Source organism: Corynebacterium halotolerans, assembly GCF_050107895.1.
GTDB classification, from domain to species: domain Bacteria; phylum Actinomycetota; class Actinomycetes; order Mycobacteriales; family Mycobacteriaceae; genus Corynebacterium; species Corynebacterium halotolerans_B.
Map to the genome: position 1 here is coordinate 31,578 of NZ_JBNILW010000017.1, position 17,876 is coordinate 49,453.

Genomic DNA, 17,876 nt, shown 5'->3' on the forward strand with positions numbered 1-17,876 from the left:
GCGTGTTTTCTGACGTGCGTGCATGCTAGATTTTTCACATGGCTCGAGTAATCCCTGCCACCACGCAGGAGCGGCGGCGCGAACGCATCGTCGCCTATGTCACCCGTCATGGCTCCGTCCGGGTGGAACAGCTCGCGGAGCACTTCGACGTCTCCGCCATGACGATCCACCGTGACCTGGAGGCTCTGGCCGCTGAACACCTGCTGGAACGCATCCGCGGCGGCGCGCGGTCGGTGTCGCCGTCCATGAGTGAACTGGGCGTCGGCCAGCGCCGCCAGCTCCACCGGGACACCAAGGCGGCGCTGTGTGCGGCGGCGGCGCGGCTGATTCCGGAGGGCGCGGTGGTGGCCATCGATGACTCCACCACGCTGGAGCCCCTGGTCGAGGGGCTGCCAGAGCGCAACCCCTCGGCGCTCATCACCCACTCCCTCAAGGCGATGAGCGATCACCGGCGTCGCGTCGGCATGACCGGCATCCGGTTGATCGGATGTGGTGGCCTCTATTTCGCGGAGACCGACTCCTTCCTGGGGGCGACCACTGTCGCGGAACTGGGGCAGCTCTCGGCTGATGTCTCCTTCGTCTCCACCACCTCGGTCCGCCCCTGTGGTTCCGCCGGTGCCGCCCTCTTCCACCCCGACCTGGAGGCCGCGGATACCAAACGCGCGCTGATCGCGGTGGGCACCACCCGTGTGCTGGTGCTGGATTCGACCAAGTTCCATGCGCCGGGCGTGTTCAAGGTGGCGGACCTGGACGAATTCGACCACATCATCGTCGACCGCGAGATCAGCCGCAGTCAGCGCGACCTGCTGTCCCGCTCCCACGCCCGGGTCCATATCGTGGACGCCGAAGGCAATGAACACCCGCCGACCGCCGGCCGCACCGAACAGGAAGAGAACTGATGGCACTGGTACTGGGCATCGACAGCTCCACGCAGTCCTGCAAGGCGGTGCTTGTCGACGCCGCCACCGGCGAAGTCCTCGCCGAGCAGCGCGCGACCCACCCCGAGGGCACGGAGGTGGATCCCGCCGCCTGGCTGACCGCCATGGACCAGGCCACCGCCGGCCTCATCGAGCGGGCCGACGCCGTGGCGATCGCCGGGCAGCAGCACGGCATGGTCGCCCTCGACGAGACGGGCGAGGTGGTACGTCCGGCCCTGTTGTGGAATGACACCCGCTCCGCCCGGACGGCCGAGGACCTGATCGCCGAATTCGGCGGGCCCGCTGCCTGCGTGGAGCAGACCGGCAGCCTGCACGTCGCCTCGATCACCGCCACCAAGCTGCGCTGGCTGCGTGACCACGAGCCAGACAACGCCGCGCGCACCGCCAGCGTGCTGCTGCCGCACGACTACCTGACCTGGCATCTGGGTGGTCGGCAGCGCAAGACCACGGACCACGGCGATGCCTCCGGCACCGGCTACTACAGCACCCGCGAGCGCCGCTTCGTGCCGGAACTGGCCGAACAGGCGCTGGGGCATGCGGTGGAGCTGCCGCACATCGCGGAACCGGATGAGCAGGTGGGCACCGTCGGCGGCAGCCCGGCAGGCGCGGTGATCGCCCCGGGCACCGGTGACAACATGGCCGCGGCCCTGGGCCTTTGCCTGGGTGCCGGGGACGTGAGCGTGTCCATCGGCACCTCCGGGGTGGCTGCCGCAGCGGTCCCGGGAAGCGTGCACGATGAATCCGGACTGGTCACCGGCTTCGCCGACGCCACCGGTGCCTACCTGCCACTGGCCTGCACCCTGAACGGGGCGCGGGTGCTGGAACTGGGCCGGCGCATCCTCGGCGTGGACTGGGCGGAGTTCAGCCGTCTGGCGTTGGCCGGAGAATCCGGCGCGAACGGCCTGGTGCTCCAGCCCTACCTGGACGGCGAGCGCACGCCCAACCGCCCGGACGCCACCGGGGTGCTGGCCGGCCTCACCAGCGCCACCACCCGGGAGGACTTCGCACGCTCGATTGTGGAGGGACTGTTGTACTCCATGAAGGACGCCGTGGACGCTCTGGTGTCCGCCACCGGGGTGCCGGCCAAGCGCGTGCTGCTGATCGGCGGCGGCGCGCAGTCTGAGGCGGTCCAGTTGATCGCCCCGGAGATCTTCGGCGTGGACGTGGTCATCCCGGACCCGGCCGAGTACGTGGCCCTCGGCGCCGCCCGGCAGGCCGCGTGGGTGCTGTCCGGGGAACCGGAACCGCCGCAGTGGCCAGTGCCCGGCACCGAGGCGATCTCAGCTGCGGTGGATGGCGAGGGGCTGGCGCGTTATGCCCGGCTGCGGGACGCCACCGAGGGGTGGTGAACAGACCCGGACAGGGCGCGCAGTGCGCCGGTAGCCTGGGATGGGAAGGCATGCTGCCGAACCCCTGAGGAGTCCGAGATGCCGCAGTTGCTTGTTCTGGCCCGGGACCTGGACCGCATCGAGATGATCGATCCGGACACCGGTCACCGCGAGGTCATCATCACCGAGACCGGCCCGCACCCGGATGGCGTGGTGTGTGACGGCACCAGCATCTACTGGACCACGATGGGGGAGCGGACCGGTACCGCCCCCGGCGGGGAAGCCATCTACGCCCACGCGGACGGCGGGGTCCACGCCATCGACGTGGACGGGTCCCACCGCCGGGACATCGTGCCTCCCGGTGGCACGACCACCGGCAAACAAATCGCGCTGGACAGTCACGGCAACCTCTACTGGGGCAACCGGGAGGGCTGCTCGCTGGCCACCGTCCGAACCGATGGCACGGGCCTGCGGGACCTGGTCCGGCGGGACGGTTCCGGGGAGGAGCGGGACTGGATCGTCGGCGTGGCCATTGATGAGGCGAACGGCCACCTCTACTGGTCGCAGAAGGGTTCCTTCACCGGTGGCGACGGCAGGATCTTCCGCGCCGGGCTGGAAATCCCCGCCGGGGAGACGGCGGACAGTCGCAGCGACATCGAGCTGCTCTGGGACGGTCTACCGGCGCCGATTGATCTGGAACTGATCGAGGACCGACTGGTCTGGACCGACCGTGGCTCCGGCTCCTGGCCCGGCGGCAACTCGCTCAACCGGGCCCTGCTTCCGGCCATCGGGGAACCGGGGAAAGCCCCGGATATTCTCGCGCAGGGCTTCGATGAAGCCATCGGGCTGGTCGTGGACCAGGCCGAGCAGGTGGCCTATGTCGCGGATCTCTCCGGCAAGATCTGGATCGTACCCGGCCCCGGGAACACCGACGTGGGAACCCACGCGGTGATTGACCTGGGGTTCCCGGTGACCGGGCTGAATCTGGTGCGGTAGGGCGTTTAGCCCTGGGCCGCAGCCTGCACTGCTGCGCTGACCGCGGGGGCCACGCGCGGATCCAGCGGGGAGGGCACGATGCGTCCCGGTTCGAGATCCTCGGCGGCGATCTCCGCGATAGCGGTGGCTGCGGCCAGCTTCATCTCAGGCGTGATGGCCGTGGCCTCCGCGGCCAGTGCACCGTGGAAAATGCCCGGGAAGGCCAGCACATTGTTGATCTGGTTCGGCAGGTCACTGCGTCCGGTGGCCACGATCGCGCCGTAACGGCGGGACAGCTCCGGATCGATCTCCGGGGTGGGGTTGGCCAACGTGAACAGGATCGGCTCCGGAGCCATGAGCTGCAGCGCCTCCTCGCCGATGTTGCCGCCGGAGACGCCGATGAAGGTGTCGGCGCCAGTGAAGGCCTCGTTGATGCCGCCGGTGACGCCGCGCGGGTTGGTCCGGGCGGCCAGGTCCTGCTTGACCGGGGCCAGGTCCTGGCGGTCGGTGGAGATCACGCCGCGGGAATCGAGCACCACGATGTCCCGGGCGCCGGCGTTGTGGAGCATGTCCACGGCCGCCACACCGGCGGCACCGGCACCGGAGATGACGATGCGCAGACCCGCGATGTCCTTTTCCACCAGGGTCAGCGCGTTGCGCAGCGCGGCCAGGATGACCACGGCGGTGCCGTGCTGGTCATCGTGCATGACCGGGATGTCCAGGCGCTCGATCAGCTTGCGCTCGACCTCGAAGCAGCGCGGCGCGGAGATGTCCTCGAGGTTGATGCCGCCGAAGGAGGGGGCCAGTGCGGCGATCGTGTCCACGAGCTCATCGACCTCGCGGATGTTGAGCACCAGTGGGACGGCCTTCAGTCCGGCGAAGGAGCTGAACAGCTGGGCCTTGCCCTCCATGACGGGCAGGGAGGCCTGCGGTCCGATGTCACCGAGGCCGAGCACTGCGCTGCCGTCGGAGATGATCGCGACGGTGTCGCCGATGCCGGTGTGGGTGCGGGCGACGGCCGGATCAGCGGCAATGGCCTGACAGACCGTCGCGACACCTGGGGTGTACGCCAGCGAGAGGTCGCGCATGTTCTCCAGGGGGCGGGCGGATGCGATCGAGAGCTTGCCGCCCTCGTGGGCGGCGAAGATCTCTTCGTTGGTCAGCGCGCGGACGGAATCGGTAACTGGGGTGGCCATGTGGGTCAACCTTGATCTCGTTGGGTTTCGATGGACAAACTATCAAGGTACAGAAACAGGGTCACCTGCAAAAACCGGTTTCTCTGTTAAAGGTTGAAAGCTTTTCTGAGCGGGGAGGGAAATTTTGTGAAGGCCGGGGTTAGCATGAATATAAATACCGGCAGCGATGGCGCGGTGGGGGTTTGCCCGTGAGAAGCTTGGCGAGGTGCTGTCCCGGGAGTGAATGGCCGCTAGACTATGTCATACGTCACAGCATTAGGAGGTCCGATGACCACCAACCCCCACGTCGAATCCTTCCTCGCCCTATCCGCCAAAGTCCATGACGCCGGACTCATGCAGCGCCGCTACGGCTTTTATTGGACCAGGATTCTGTTCTGGACGCTGTGCACCCTGGCCATCCTCATCGCGGTGGCTCTGCTCGGCGCCAGCTGGTGGCAGTTGGTCCTCGCCACTTTCCTGGGGGTGGTGATGTCACAACTGGGATTCCTCAGCCATGAGGCCGCCCACCAGGAGATCTTCCGCAGCCGCAGCTGGAACGAATGGACGGCTCGCGTTCTGGGAGGGTTGCTCACCGGGCTGAGTTACGGCTGGTGGGTGGACAAGCACAGCCGGCACCACGCCCACCCCAACCGGGAACGATCGGATCCAGACGTGACCTCGAAGGTCGTGGCCCTTACCCCGGAGAACGCGGACCGGCGCAGCGGTCTGTGGGCGCGACTCACGCGCTACCAGGGCTACTATTTTGTTCCGTTGCTGCTCTTCGAGGGTTTCTCCCTGCATCTGGCCGCCACCAAGAAGGTCCTCACGTCCCGGCAGATCAGGCATCGGTGGGTCGAGCTCCTCTTCCTCGGGATCAGGCTGATCGGCTATCCGGTGTTCCTGTTTCTCTTCCTGCCTGTGGGGCTGGCACTTAGCTTCATCGTGGTCCAGGTGATCGTGTTCGGGTTCCTGCTCGGTGGGGCCTTCGCCACCAACCACATCGGGATGCCGAGCGTCCCCCACGACGTGAAGCTCGACTTCCTGCGGCGGCAGGTGCGCATGTCCCGCAATATCCGGGGCGGCCGACTGGTGCATTTTCTCATGGGTGGCCTGCAGTACCAGGTGGAACACCACCTATTCCCCAAGACACCCCGCCCGAATCTTCCGGTGCTCCAGGAACTTGTCCGAGAGCACTGCGCCCGCCATGACATCCGTTACACCGAGACGACGCTGCGTGAGTGCTATGCCACGATCATCGCTTATCTCAACCAGGTCGGACTGCGGAACCGGAATCTGTACACGTGCCCGCTGGTCCTCCAGTACCGGGGCTGAGGGCACTGGAAAGGAGGGGAGATGAAGGTCATCGCCAACTACGACACGTGCATCGCCTCTGGCAATTGCGGGTACATCGCGCCGAATGTCTTCCGGAACCTCGATGAGCACGGTGGTTTCGTCAGCGTGGCCGATGAGCACCCCCCAGAGGCCGAGTTGTCCAGAGTGCAACGGGCGGAGCGACTCTGCCCGTCAGCGACCATCCGGGTGGAAGAAGGCGGGGGCAGATAGCGGGCTGCCGGGCGCCCCGCCGCCGGGCGCGGCGTCGACAAGCGTCAGTTATTCGGGGGTTTCCGCCACCTGTTCTCGCACGAGCGGAAACGACGCCCGACGGTAATTGTCCAGCAGCTCGTGACCGTCGGCTCCCAGTATCGTGGGCACGCCCCGCTCCGCGGTCTGCGCCGGTTCTGTCAGGGCCGTGGTCGTGCCGTGGGAGAGCACATGCTCGCTGGGGGAGAGTTGGCGGATGGCCACCCCGGCGACACGGTCACCGTGCTCGAATACGGCTTCGCCGTAGATCAGCGGATCATGCTGGCCGTCATCTCCGACCAGGATCCACTGGATCTCGGGGAACTCGATGAACAGGTTCCGCAGCTGCACCTTCTTGTGCTCCTGGCCGGAACGGAACAAACCGGTAGGGGTCGGCCCCCAGTCCGTGAGCAGCAGCGGCCCCTTGGGAAGATCGTGCTTGGCCAGGAAGTCGACCAACGTTCCGTAGGTGTTCCACGCGCCGGTGGACAGGTAGAACACGGGAGCGTCGGGATCGTCCCCGAGCAGCTCCCGGTAGAAGTCATTCATGCCTGGGACGGGTTTGCGCTTGTTGGTGTGCCGGACCCAGGAATTCCAGGCCGCGAGCAGCGCCCGGGGTAGCCAGGTGACCATCACGGTGTCATCGATGTCCGAGATCAGGCCGGTCCGGACCTCAGATGGCACGATGAGCACGTCGGCGCGCTGCGGTGGCGCGCCCTCGGCCTCGATGGTGACCTCCTGCCAGCCGGACGGGAGACCGTGGTCATTGACCAGGACATCCACATAACCGTTGGCGTTGGTGGTGGTGTGCACGGTCTGCTCGCCGGCGCGGACGGTCACGGGGAGACCCCCGACCTGGACGGTGAAGAACTGTCGCCACCCGCGCTGGGCCTGTTCAGCGACGCCGCGCGGCGTGATCGGGGTGTCCTCACCCGGCTCCTCCGGATCCGCCATGAGCACACGGCCGAGGACCCGGACGCGCCGCCCGGATCCGTAACCCCGGAATCCGGTGACGGCCGGGCGCCAGCCCGCCTCGGCCTTGCGCCGTACTCCGGCGCGGTTGATGGAGTGTTCCGCTTTACGCACGAAGTCCGCGAGTGCCATGCCAGTGAGGGTACGGGAATGGCGGGGGAGGGCGCTGGGTGGAGTGGAGCCCGTGCTGGTCAGGGTGTCAGCTCAGCGTCTCCACCGCATCGATCACCAGGTCCCAGAACTTCTCCCGGTCGAGTGTGACCGCCACCTGGGTGGTGCAGTCCTCCGGGGCGGGGGCGCGGAAATCCGCGACGGTCATGCCCACGGTCAGCTCTCCGCGCAGCTCGACATCCAGCGGCACCTTCCGCGTGGTCACCACGGCGGGGTCGATGAGGTAGGCGATGGTGCACGGGTCATGGACGGGCGGATCGTCGAAGCCCTGGGCGTCACGGTAGGCCTGGCGGAAGAAGCCGAAGAGACCGACGACGAAGCGGGCGACATCGGTGTCCAGGTCCACCAGACGCTGCTCGACCTCCGCGGTGGCCAGGGCCTGATGGGTCAGATCCAGGCCGACCATCGTGAGCGGCCAGGACTCGTTGAAGACGATGTGGGCGGCCTCCGGATCGACCATGATGTTGAACTCGGCCACCGCGGACCAGTTGCCCTCGTGGTAGCCGCCACCCATGAGCACGACCTCCTTCACGCGTTCCGCGATCCGGGGTTCCTTGCGCACCGCCAGCGCAATGTTGGTCAGCGGCCCGGTGGGCACGAGGGTGACGGTGCCGGGCTCGTGGCTCATCACCGTCTCGATGATGTAGTCCACCGCATGTGTCTCAGCGATGACATCTGTGACTGGTTCCGGCAGCTCATAGCCATGGATCTCCATGCCGGAGTCGCCGTGGATGTCGGGCGCGACCTCGACGTCGCGTACCAGGGGGCGGGTGCATCCGGCGTAGACCGGAACATCGGTCTGGCCGAGGACGGTGAGCACCGTCAGGGCGTTGCGGGTGACCTTCGGCAGGGTTTGGTTGCCACCGATGGTGGTGATACCCAGGAGGTCGATGGCGGGGTTGCCGGCAGCCAGGATGATGGCCACGGCATCGTCGTGGCCGGGATCGCAGTCGAGGATGATCTTTTTCGTCATGTCCTTCATTCTTCCCTAGTTCTCGATGTTCGCGGTCTCATCGCTCACCGCGTCGGAGAGAGTTTCCGGTTTCGGAATGAGGAAGGAGGTCAGGAAGGCGAACAGCAGGATCACGGCACCGGTGCCGATGCCGAAGCGGAAGCCCGCGGCCGGATCCATCTCCGCGAAGAAGGTGAACACCGCGAAGAGGATGGCGAAGCTGAGACCGGCACCGAGGTTGAAGGCGGAGGCGTTCATTCCGGGCAGGTAACCCGGGTTATCCGCCGGGGAGAGCACGATACCCATGCCGTTGAGCATGATGTTGGAGATGCCGGCGTAGACGACACCGACGAACAACGAGATCAGCAGCAGCGAGATCGGTCCGGGATCGCCCACCACGAAGATGGCCGCCAACAGTCCCAGGGCGGTGCCGATCAGACCGATCTGCAGGATCACCTTGTAACCGAACTTGCCCGCCAGCGCGCCCGCGATCGGCCCGACGACCAGACCGGCCAACGCGTAGGGGGTCAGCGTCCACCACGAGACGGTATCGGCGGCGATGCCGGCACCGACCTCGGCGTTCTGCCCCAGGTTCGGGATCAGACCGTTCATCACCGCGAACACCCCGGTCATGGTCAGCAAAGTGGTGATCAGCAGGGCCCAGGTGCGGCGCTGCTTCATGTAGTGGGTGGACACCAGCGGATAGCGGACCGTGGACTCGATCCGCCAGAACACGAAGAAGGCGGCCGCCGCGACGATCAGCAGGCCGATGACCAGCCACCAGTTCGCCGCCGCCAGCTTGCCGGCCTCATTGAAGGCGATCAGCGCCGCAGCGAGGGCGATGACGATCGGGACCACACCCTTCCAGTCCATCGGGTGGGTCTCGGTGGCGGTGGACTCCCTGGTGCCGAACTGCACGGCCACTGCGGCGAGGATGGCGATCACGGCCATCACCCAGAAGATCGAGCGGAAGCCGAGGTGGTCCGCCAGCCAGCCGCCGGCCAGTGCATCGACGCCGCCGATGCCGCCGTTGACCGAGGTGATGATGCCCATCAACAGGGCATACTGCTTGTCACTGGGAATCTGCACGCGCAGCATGATGAGACACATCGGCACGGTGGGCCCGGCGACCCCCTGGATCACCCGCCCGATGAACAGTACCGTCGCATTCGGGGCGAGAGCGGCCACGATGCAGCCGACCAGCAGGACGAGCATCATGCCGACCAGCACCTTGCGCCGTCCGATGAGGTCTGCCCAGCGTGGCAGGAACAGGGAGAAGAGGGCCGCGGCGGTGAAGAACGCGGTCTGCGTCAGCCCGATCTGGGCGCTGGTGGCGCTGAGCTCATTTTCCATCACCACCAGCGCCGGGGAGAGCATGGAGGCGTTGAGCTGGAAGGCGAACACTGCAGCCAGCAGGGCCAGCACGAGGGGTGCCACCTGCCCGGCGCTGAGTCTCGCGGAGTCGGTATCTGAGATCTGTTGCGACGACGCGGAAGTCACCGGAACACCTGCTTTCACTGGGGTCAGCCCGGATGCGCGCCATACCTGAACTGGTGATACCCGGACGGATGGGAAATCATAAACTCCGCTTCATTTTAACCGGCGCGGGGGACGTTGCGTAGTGGGGCCGACGGAACGGGCCGCAGAAAGTTCGTCGAGGCCATCATGGTGACGGTTGCTGTGTTTACTAAAAGATCCTTTCTTTACATTAAGATGTTCTCCGGAACTTCATGGTTCGTTCACAAGGTGGATCTAATGTCGCTCTGTCGACCCCCTGATTCGAGGGTGGAGTCGCGCATCCGTTTCTGTGAAAGGTTGTCATGCGAATTTCCCGCCGTTCTTGTACGGCTGCCGTTCTTGTGTCCACTCTGGCTGTAGCTGGGACGACCGCTGTCACTCAGGCTCAAGACACCGAGTTGGGTTCCCGGTTCACTTTGGGGGTGATGCCCGATACTCAGTTCTATTCGCGGTACTCGACGCCGGACACCGGAAACCTCTATATGGACCGCTACGGCTCAGAGCCGTACGCCGCTCAAGCGGAGTGGTTGGTCGAGCATCAGAATGAACTGAACATTCCCTTCACCGCGCACTTGGGTGATGTAGTGGACCAGTCTTCCATTGTGCAGGAGTGGGAGGTGGCTGATCGTTCGATGCGGATTCTGGAGGACGGCGGGATGAACTACTCCGTCCTTCCGGGGAATCATGACATCTCGGACACGAATCCGACGATGTACACCCAGTACTTTTCCGCTGACCGGGCTGCCCGGAACGCCACCTTCGGGGAGCGCTACGAGGCCGCCAATAATGAATCTGAATTCCATATCTTCGAGGCGGAAGGGCAGGAGTACCTGGTCCTCGCTCTAGCGTGGCGGGCCGACGACGCCGCGCTGGCGTGGGCGCAGAGTGTGCTCGATGCGCACCCTGAGCTCCCGGTGATCCTCACCAGCCACGAAATTTCCAACATCAATGCGGAGGGAGAGATTTTCCTCTCCGAGTCCTATGGGCAGCACCTCTGGGACACCTTCATTTCGCAGAATGACCAGATCTTCCTGACTCTCTCCGGTCACCACCACGGGGCGGGCTACCGGGTGGACACCAACGCCACCGGTAACCCGGTGGTCAATGTACTGCAGGACTATCAAATGGCCTATCAAGGCGGGAATGGTCTATTGGGACTCATCCAGTTCGACCTCTCTGGAAGCCAGCTGGACATGACGGCGCTTTCCCCGTGGGTGGCAGCGAAGCCGGCGGAACAGCTCAACCAGTTCGATCACCTGATTCCAGAAGGACCCAGTGACAGCTGGGCCGTAGAGATGGACTTCGTCGACCGGTTCGCAGGGTTCGCCCCGGATTGGGCGATCGGGGAAGAGGACGACCCGGATTACGCTGCCCTGGCCCGTGAGATTATCTCGGCCGGATATACTCCTCCGGCTATCGAGGAGGGCGACCTGCCGACCGACAGTTCGGACTACCCCGAGGTTGAAGACACGGCGGTGCACTGGCGTCCGGGGATGACTGAGGTCGACGGGCGCCCAGCGGAAGAGGGTGAGGGGATCGGACCCGGTTCGGTGATTCCGGACGCCGCGGGCGACAACGATATGGTGCGCGCCGAACTCAACACCCGCGGTGCGCAAGGTGCTACGGCCGGGGATGTCATCTACACCACCGATACGCACCCGTTGTCAGCTGACACCGCTTCCCTCCGATGGGTCGATCCGGCTGAGAACAGTCAGCGTCTGAACTGGTTCGAGACTACGGCTGACGCGGCCATCAACACCGAGACGTTCGATGACGGTTACACCTTCGAAACGTTCATCAAGGTCGACGAAGGTTTCGACGGGGACAACCACTGGATGGGGGCCATCTCCCGGCAGGGGGAACGCGGGGAAATTGCGGCTGAAATCCCCGAGGGGGATGAACCACCTGCGGCCCTCGCGGTGTCTTCGCTCCGGGAACTGCAGTGGACCACGGTCGCCACGGAGGGGACCACCACCGGCACTTCGAACTGGTCGCATGAAGTTCCCAAGGGGGAATGGCTCCACGTGGCGATCATCAACGACCCCGACACCAATTCCGTCGAGATGTTCGTCAATGGTGCCCCGATTCTGCGCGACGTCCTGGATGCCCAGGGTTTGGCCGCCACCGGGGAGGCCTGGTTGATCGGTGCCAACATGTGGGATTCGAATCCTGCGAATCCCTGGTACGGCCAGATCGGTGAGACCCGCGTGGTGCACGGTGCCCTCGCAGCAGACCAGTGGCTGACCGCCCGTGCTCACGAGGCACCGGAGCCACCGGCCCGGTCCGGGGAAAGCTCCTCCCTGGGCTCGTCCGGAGCCGGCATCCTGGGGCTGACCGCCGCCCTCGGCGGCGTGGCTGCGGGGGTGGTCGCCCTGCTCAACGTCGACCATCCGGCGCTTGACCAGCTCAAGGATCAGCTGCGCTCCTTCGGGGTGCGGATCTGATCTGCGCCACTTGGAACGCAGCCGCTCATTTCTCCCCGCTCAGCCCGTAGAACCACATGATGTGTTCGCGCAGCGCCTGTGCGGCATCGTCGCCCCGGCGTTCCCGGACCGCCGCGAGGATCACCCGGTGCTGTGCCTGGAGGGTGTCGCGGACCTCGGCCCAGTCATTGACTCCGGCCACGGTCTCCTGCACATAGGAGATGGTGGCCTGCCGGAGGGAGGTCATGATGGTCTCCACCACGACGTTGCCGGCCAGGGAGGCCAGGAGGAGATGGAACTGGGTGTCGTGGAGGTGGTAGTCATCGGCGGGCAGCCCGGGGTCATCCATGACCGTGATCAGCTCAGCGGCGCGGTCCAGAATCTCCGTGCGGTCCGCTGAATCCAAAGTTTCCGCCGCCTCCACTGCCGCCTGGGTTTCCAGCAGCAGGCGGGTCTGCACGATGTCGTTGATCGGCAGTGACTTCGTCGCGATGTGCATCCGCAGCGCCCAGCCGAGGGCGGCGGAGGGCTCGGAGATCACCGTCGCACCGGAGCTGGGGCCGGACCCGGTGGCCGAGCGCACCAGTCCCATCACGTCCAGGATCCGCACGGCTTCCCGGACGGACGCCCGGGAGATGTCGAACCGCTCGGCCAGGACCCGTTCGCTGGGCAGTTTGTCCCCGATGGACAGTTCGCCGGAGCGGAGGCGTTCCTCGACCCAGGCGAGGACGACGGTGTAGGCGCGGCGCGTGGTGGTCATGGGCAACTCCTGGTCAGTAGATTCCCCATTACTTTAGGTAGCACTAAGCCGGATGAGAGACACCGCCCGCCGGGTTGGTCCCGCGCTCACGCCGGCCGCGCGCATCAGAACGCCGGCAGCATCCCGGCCAGGACGTTGGACTGCAGGAAGACCAGGAGACACAGCAGGAGCAGCAGGCCGATGGACCAGCCGACCACGGCCCGGAAGATCTGCGATTCCCTGCCCTCCATGCCGACGGCCGTGGCGGCGATCGCCAGCGATTGCGGGGAGATCATCTTGCCCACCACGCCGCCGGCGGTGTTGGCGGCGGTCATCAGGTAGGGGTCGGCACCGATGCCCTCGGCGGCGGTCTTCTGCAGGTTGGCGAACAGGGCGTTGGCGGAGGTGTCTGAGCCGGTGACCGCGGTGCCCAGCCAACCGAGCACCGGGGAGAGGAAGGCGAAGATCGCGCCGAGGCCCGCCACCCACGTGCCGATCGCGATGGTCTGGCCGGAGAAGTTCATGACGTAGGCCAGGGAGAGGACGCTGACGATGGTCAGGGCCGCCCAGCGCATCCGCCAGAAGGAGCGGCCGATCTCGACCAGGGCGTCCGTGAAATCAAGCTTGAACTTCCCGTGGTGGGTGAACACCGCGTAGATGACGGCGACCAGCAGGCCGGAGATCAGCAGCAGCGTGCCGGGACTGGACAGCCACTGGAAGTTGTAGACCGTGCTGGTGAGCACCTCGCCCTCGGCGGTGAAGAGGTTGCCGTCCAGCCCGGGCCAGGGAATCTTGACGTCGGTGGCCGCCAGTCGGGCAGGCACGTCCACACCGATCTTCCACAGCTTGGCCACCCCGAAGACGGCCACGACCAGCAGGTAGGGCAGCACCGCCATCCAGATGCGCACCGGGGTCAGCTTCTCCACGGTGGCGGGCTTCTCGACGCCGAGGCGCTCCCGGACGCCGTCGGTGCCCTTCGGCTTCCAGAAGCGCAGCAGGATCACCGCGGCCCCCAGGCCGACGAGCGCGGCGACGACGTCGGTGAGCTCATAGGAGAAGTGGGTGGCCGACCACCACTGCGCGACGGCGAAGCTCGCCCCGATCACCAGGGCCGCGGGCCAGGCCTCGCGCAGGCCGCGGGTTCCGTCGATGATCAGCAGCAGGATGAAGGGGACCAGGACGGCGAGGAAGGGTGCCTGGTGGCCGACGATGGCGCCGATGTGGGCGGGATCGAGGCCGGTCAGCGCGCCCGCGGTGGTGATGGGGATGGCGATGGCGCCGAAGGCCACGGGGGCGGTGTTGGCGATCAGCACGGTGGTGGCCGTCTTCAGCGGCTTGATGCCGAGGGCCATGATCATGGTCGCGGTGATCGCGACCGGGGCGCCGAAGCCGGCCAGTGCCTCCAGCAGGCCACCGAAACAGAAGGCGATGAGGATCGCCTGGATGCGCAGGTCACCGCCACCGAGGGTGTCGAAGAGCGTGCGCATGTCCTCGAATCGGCCGCTGAGCACGGTGACCTGGTAGAACCACAGCGCCATGACCACGATCCAGACGATCGGGAAGAAGCCGAACACGGCCCCCTGACTGGCGGAGAGGAAGGCCAGGTCCCACGGCATCCCGTAGGCGAAGATCGCCACGAGCAGGGCCACGGCGAGGGAGGTCAGGCCCGCGACGTGGGCCGCGACCTTCGCCAGCAGCAGCATCGCGAAGAAGGTGAGCAGGGGCAGGGTTCCGACCAGCGCCGACAGGGCGAGACTGCCGCCGACGGCATCGGTTAACGCGGTGTAGGTGTTCACGCGTGACTCCTGGGTTGAGGGGGAATGGGGAGAAACTCTTGCTGGGCCGCCCGCCGATTGTGGACTGACCATAGTGGACTGACCACAGCAGACTATATGATGGGCGTCACACCGGTCAATAGCTTGTGAGTGCCATGTGGATATTGCGTGATGTGCGACACTGTCCTAGGATGGTCTGACCACAGGGGTAGGATCGCTCCCGGGAGCTGCCAGCCCGCCGCTTCCGGCGTAATCTCCCCACCAGACTCACCCGCCCCAACGGAGGTCCCATGAAAATCGCGCTTTTCGCCACGTGCATCGTGGACGCGATGTACCCCAGGGTGGCCCTCGCCACCGTGCGCATCCTCGAACGACTCGGCCATGAGGTGGTGTTCCCGGAAGGCCAGGGATGCTGCTCCCAGATGCACGTCAACAGCGGCTACCTCAGTGACGCGTTGCCCGTGGTGCGCAACCACGTCCGGGCCTTCACCGAGGCGGACTATGACGTCGCGGTTGCCCCGTCCGGGTCGTGCGTGGCCTCGCTCGGCCACCAGCAGCCCATGGTGGCGCGCGCCGGTGGAGACAAGAAGCTGGCCAAACGGGCCGCGGAGGTCGCCGACAACACCTATGAACTCACGCAACTGCTCACCGACGTCCTGGGGGTCACCGACGCCGCGGAGCAGCTCGGCTCCTGGTTCCCGCACACCGTGACGTACCATCCCTCCTGCCACGGCCTGCGCCTGCTGCGGCTCGGGGACCGGCCCTCCGGGCTGCTGCGTAGCGTCGGCGGCATCGATTACCGCGAGCTGCCGAACGCCGAGGAGTGCTGTGGCTTCGGCGGCACCTTCTCCTTCAAGAACCCGGACGTCTCCGCGGCAATGGCAGTGGAGAAGATCGAAAACATCGAGGCCAGCGGGGCACCGCTGTGTACCGGCGGGGATGCCTCCTGCCTGCTGCATCTGGGAGGGGTCATGTCGCAGCGGGATGTGGACCTGCGCACCGTCCACCTGGCGGAGATCCTGGCGTCGACGAAGGACAACCCCCTTGAGGTCGACGGCCCGGTCGAATTGTCCATCACCACTGAAGGAGCTTCCCGATGAGCCCGACATCCCTTGGCATGCCCACCCTCCGTCCCGCCCACGGGCAGGGCAACCTCCACATCGACGAGCCCTTTCCCGAGGCCGCGCGCCGGGAAATGGGCAACGAACAGATGCGGACGAATATCCGCCACGCCACCCACACCATCCGCGCCAAGCGCGCCGACGTCGTCTCCGAACTGCCGGACTGGGAGGAGCTGCGGGCGGCCGGTTCCGCGCTCAAGGAGCAGGTGATGGCGAACCTGCCGGAACTGCTGGAGGAGTTCGAACGCAACTTCACCGCGGCCGGCGGCCACGTCCACTGGGCCCGCGACGCCGACGAGGCCAACCGCATCGTCACGGAGCTGGTGCAGGAGACGGGTTCGGAGGAGGTCATCAAGATCAAGTCCATGGCCACCCAGGAGATCGGTCTGGACCATCATCTCTCCGAACACGGGATCGAGGCCACCGAAACCGACCTGGCGGAGCTGATCGTGCAGCTGGGCCACGATAAGCCCTCCCACATCTTGGTGCCCGCGATCCACCGCAACCGCGACGAGATCCGCGACATCTTCCTGGCCGAGATGCCGGAGACCGATGAGACGCTGACCTCCGAGCCCCGGGATCTGGCCGAGGCGTCGCGGCGGCATCTGCGGGAGAAGTTCCTGAACACCTCGGTCGCGATCTCCGGCGCGAACTTCGGGGTGGCGGACACCGGCACCCTATCCATCGTCGAGTCAGAGGGCAACGGCCGGATGTGTCTGACCCTGCCGAACACGCTGATCTCGGTGATGGGCATCGAGAAGCTGATCCCCACCTTCGCGGATCTGGAGGTGTTCCTCCAACTGCTGCCGCGTTCGTCCACCGGCGAGCGGATGAACCCCTACACCTCCATGTGGACCGGCGTGACCCCGGGCGACGGCCCGCAGAACATGCACGTGGTGCTGCTGGACAACGGTCGTTCCGCGGTGCTCGACGATCCCGACGGCCGCTCGGCGCTGCACTGCATCCGGTGCTCGGCCTGCCTGAATGTCTGTCCGGTCTATGAACAGGCCGGCGGTCACGCCTACGGTTCCACCTACCCGGGGCCGATCGGGGCGATCCTCACCCCGCAGTTGACGGGCATCACCTCCGCGGAAAACGCCTCCCTGCCGTACGCCTCCTCACTCTGCGGCGCCTGCTATGACGTCTGCCCGGTCAAGATCAACATCCCAGACATCCTGGTCCACCTCCGGGACGAGGACGTGCGGACCCAGCACGGTGAACGCCCCTCAGGAGAAGAAAAGACCGGACTGGGCAGACTCGCCGGCAAGGTGCCCACCCAGATGGACATGATGATGAAGGGGGCCTCGCTGATGATGTCCTCCGGAACGACGATGTCGCTGGCGGAGAAGGCACTGCCGCTGGGGCGGGTCGTGGCTGGTCGGGACCGGGCGATCAGTTGGCTGCCCGGCGTGATCGGTGGCTGGACCGACGTCCGCGACATTCCGGCCCCGCCCAAGCAGTCCTTCCGCAACTGGTGGAAGGAACATGCCGGGGACGCCGAATCCCGGGTTGCCCGGGACGGCGGCTACCGTAACCAGGAGGAGGACAAGTGAGCGACGCCAAGACCGAGATCCTCGCCCGTCTCCGGAGCGCGCTTGACGACGCCCCGGCGGCCCCCGAGGCACCCCGCGGTTACCGCCGCCAATCCAACCGTGACCACGCAGAAGTGGTGGAGATGCTTGAGGACCGGCTGCTGGACTACCGGGCCAATGTCTTCCACGAGACCTCCGACACCATCGCCGAGCGCATCGGCGCGCTGCTCGCCGACACCGGCGAGTACGTGATCCCCGACGGTCTGGAGCACACCTGGGTCCCTGAGGACACCGACACCCGGCAGGTCATCGTCGAAACCACGGAGGAGGTCCTCGGCGTCAAGGATCTCAATAACGTCGGCACAGTGGTGACATCCTCCACCGTGTCCTGCGCGGAGACCGGCACCATCTTTCTGAGCGGTCGGCCCGATGAGGGGCGCCGGATGATCACACTGGTGCCGGACCACCACATCTGCGTCGTTCCCCTGGACAGCATCGTGGAACTGGTCCCGGAGGCGATGGAGCGGGTCGAACCCACCGCACCCATCACCATGATCTCCGGCCCCTCGGCCACCTCCGACATTGAACTGAAGCGCGTGGAAGGGGTGCACGGCCCCCGGAACCTGGATGTGATCCTGCTGCGCCGCGACGCGGCACCGTCCTCCCGGGCTTGACC

At 66.2% G+C, this 17,876-nt stretch carries 15 protein-coding genes; 9 read left to right on the forward strand and 6 right to left on the reverse strand.

Annotated features, from left to right (window positions below):
- Positions 1-38: 38 nt before the first annotated feature.
- The 3 genes from ACQCVD_RS13835 (at position 39) to ACQCVD_RS13845 (ending at position 3,262) form a co-directional block, all read left to right on the forward strand.
- Positions 39-899, forward strand: a complete 861-nt coding sequence (locus ACQCVD_RS13835) for a DeoR/GlpR family DNA-binding transcription regulator (RefSeq protein ID WP_426824361.1) — start codon at positions 39-41, stop codon at positions 897-899.
- Positions 899-2,287, forward strand: a complete 1,389-nt coding sequence (gene xylB / locus ACQCVD_RS13840; RefSeq protein ID WP_426824362.1) for a xylulokinase — start codon at positions 899-901, stop codon at positions 2,285-2,287. The genes ACQCVD_RS13835 and xylB overlap by 1 nt, the downstream gene beginning before the upstream one ends.
- Before the next feature lie 78 nt (positions 2,288-2,365).
- On the forward strand, positions 2,366-3,262 hold the full coding sequence (locus tag ACQCVD_RS13845) for a hypothetical protein (protein WP_426824363.1): 897 nt from the start codon (positions 2,366-2,368) through the stop codon (positions 3,260-3,262).
- Positions 3,263-3,267: 5 nt separating this feature from the next.
- Here the strand turns inward: ACQCVD_RS13845 and ACQCVD_RS13850 are convergent, their stop codons facing one another.
- Positions 3,268-4,437 carry an NAD(P)-dependent malic enzyme gene (locus ACQCVD_RS13850; protein WP_426824364.1) on the reverse strand — a complete coding sequence of 390 codons (1,170 nt, stop codon included), beginning with the start codon at positions 4,435-4,437 and terminating at the stop codon, positions 3,268-3,270.
- Between the two features lie 267 nt (positions 4,438-4,704).
- Here ACQCVD_RS13850 and ACQCVD_RS13855 point away from each other — a divergent pair, with 267 nt between their 5' ends.
- Entirely contained in the window at positions 4,705-5,748 is a 1,044-nt protein-coding gene (locus tag ACQCVD_RS13855) for a fatty acid desaturase family protein (RefSeq protein ID WP_426824365.1), read from the forward strand.
- A 21-nt stretch (positions 5,749-5,769) separates the two neighbouring features.
- Entirely contained in the window at positions 5,770-5,979 is a 210-nt protein-coding gene (locus tag ACQCVD_RS13860; protein ID WP_426824366.1) for a ferredoxin, read from the forward strand.
- Between the two features lie 48 nt (positions 5,980-6,027).
- Here ACQCVD_RS13860 and ACQCVD_RS13865 read toward each other — a convergent pair whose 3' ends face one another.
- The 3 genes from ACQCVD_RS13865 to ACQCVD_RS13875 all read right to left on the reverse strand — a co-directional run bounded on the left by ACQCVD_RS13865 (position 6,028) and on the right by ACQCVD_RS13875 (position 9,568).
- Positions 6,028-7,101: an App1 family protein gene (locus ACQCVD_RS13865; protein WP_426824367.1), complete on the reverse strand. Its 1,074-nt coding sequence runs from the start codon at positions 7,099-7,101 to the stop codon at positions 6,028-6,030.
- A gap of 67 nt (positions 7,102-7,168) precedes the next feature.
- Complete coding sequence (locus ACQCVD_RS13870; protein ID WP_426824368.1) at positions 7,169-8,113, reverse strand: nucleoside hydrolase; 945 nt, start codon at positions 8,111-8,113, stop codon at positions 7,169-7,171.
- Between the two features lie 15 nt (positions 8,114-8,128).
- Positions 8,129-9,568 (reverse strand): MFS transporter, encoded by a 1,440-nt coding sequence (locus ACQCVD_RS13875; RefSeq protein WP_426824394.1) that lies wholly within the window; start codon positions 9,566-9,568, stop codon positions 8,129-8,131.
- A 467-nt stretch (positions 9,569-10,035) separates the two neighbouring features.
- Between ACQCVD_RS13875 and ACQCVD_RS13880 the strand changes: the two genes are divergently transcribed.
- A complete protein-coding gene (locus ACQCVD_RS13880; protein ID WP_426824369.1) occupies positions 10,036-12,054 on the forward strand; it encodes a LamG-like jellyroll fold domain-containing protein in 2,019 nt (672 codons plus the stop codon).
- A 25-nt stretch (positions 12,055-12,079) separates the two neighbouring features.
- Here ACQCVD_RS13880 and ACQCVD_RS13885 read toward each other — a convergent pair whose 3' ends face one another.
- Together ACQCVD_RS13885 and ACQCVD_RS13890 are read right to left on the reverse strand one after the other, a co-directional pair.
- Positions 12,080-12,793: a FadR/GntR family transcriptional regulator gene (locus ACQCVD_RS13885; protein ID WP_426824370.1), complete on the reverse strand. Its 714-nt coding sequence runs from the start codon at positions 12,791-12,793 to the stop codon at positions 12,080-12,082.
- Between the two features lie 104 nt (positions 12,794-12,897).
- Positions 12,898-14,568, reverse strand: coding sequence for an L-lactate permease (locus ACQCVD_RS13890; RefSeq protein WP_426824372.1), 1,671 nt, complete (start codon positions 14,566-14,568; stop codon positions 12,898-12,900).
- A 269-nt stretch (positions 14,569-14,837) separates the two neighbouring features.
- Here ACQCVD_RS13890 and ACQCVD_RS13895 point away from each other — a divergent pair, with 269 nt between their 5' ends.
- From ACQCVD_RS13895 to ACQCVD_RS13905, 3 genes are read left to right on the forward strand one after another with little or no spacing between them, the layout of a single operon-like run.
- A complete protein-coding gene (locus ACQCVD_RS13895; RefSeq protein ID WP_426824373.1) occupies positions 14,838-15,647 on the forward strand; it encodes a (Fe-S)-binding protein in 810 nt (269 codons plus the stop codon).
- Positions 15,644-17,221, forward strand: a complete 1,578-nt coding sequence (locus ACQCVD_RS13900) for a LutB/LldF family L-lactate oxidation iron-sulfur protein (RefSeq protein WP_426824374.1) — start codon at positions 15,644-15,646, stop codon at positions 17,219-17,221. The genes ACQCVD_RS13895 and ACQCVD_RS13900 overlap by 4 nt, the downstream gene beginning before the upstream one ends.
- Positions 17,218-17,874 (forward strand): LutC/YkgG family protein, encoded by a 657-nt coding sequence (locus ACQCVD_RS13905; protein ID WP_426824375.1) that lies wholly within the window; start codon positions 17,218-17,220, stop codon positions 17,872-17,874. Before ACQCVD_RS13900 ends, ACQCVD_RS13905 begins: the two co-directional genes overlap by 4 nt.
- The last annotated feature ends 2 nt before the right edge of the window (positions 17,875-17,876 follow it).

Excerpts from the sequence above, each read along its gene's own strand:
- ACQCVD_RS13865 (WP_426824367.1), bottom strand. The coding sequence starts at position 7,101 with ATGGCACTCGCGGACTTCGTGCGTAAAGCGGAACACTCCATCAACCGC.
- ACQCVD_RS13860 (WP_426824366.1), top strand. The coding sequence starts at position 5,770 with ATGAAGGTCATCGCCAACTACGACACGTGCATCGCCTCTGGCAATTGC.
- ACQCVD_RS13900 (WP_426824374.1), top strand. The coding sequence starts at position 15,644 with ATGAGCCCGACATCCCTTGGCATGCCCACCCTCCGTCCCGCCCACGGG.
- xylB (WP_426824362.1), top strand. The coding sequence starts at position 899 with ATGGCACTGGTACTGGGCATCGACAGCTCCACGCAGTCCTGCAAGGCG.
- ACQCVD_RS13850 (WP_426824364.1), bottom strand. The coding sequence starts at position 4,437 with ATGGCCACCCCAGTTACCGATTCCGTCCGCGCGCTGACCAACGAAGAG.
- ACQCVD_RS13880 (WP_426824369.1), top strand. The coding sequence starts at position 10,036 with ATGCCCGATACTCAGTTCTATTCGCGGTACTCGACGCCGGACACCGGA.
- ACQCVD_RS13895 (WP_426824373.1), top strand. The coding sequence starts at position 14,838 with ATGAAAATCGCGCTTTTCGCCACGTGCATCGTGGACGCGATGTACCCC.
- ACQCVD_RS13870 (WP_426824368.1), bottom strand. The coding sequence starts at position 8,113 with ATGACGAAAAAGATCATCCTCGACTGCGATCCCGGCCACGACGATGCC.
- ACQCVD_RS13845 (WP_426824363.1), top strand. The coding sequence starts at position 2,366 with ATGCCGCAGTTGCTTGTTCTGGCCCGGGACCTGGACCGCATCGAGATG.
- ACQCVD_RS13885 (WP_426824370.1), bottom strand. The coding sequence starts at position 12,793 with ATGACCACCACGCGCCGCGCCTACACCGTCGTCCTCGCCTGGGTCGAG.
- ACQCVD_RS13835 (WP_426824361.1), top strand. The coding sequence starts at position 39 with ATGGCTCGAGTAATCCCTGCCACCACGCAGGAGCGGCGGCGCGAACGC.
- ACQCVD_RS13855 (WP_426824365.1), top strand. The coding sequence starts at position 4,705 with ATGACCACCAACCCCCACGTCGAATCCTTCCTCGCCCTATCCGCCAAA.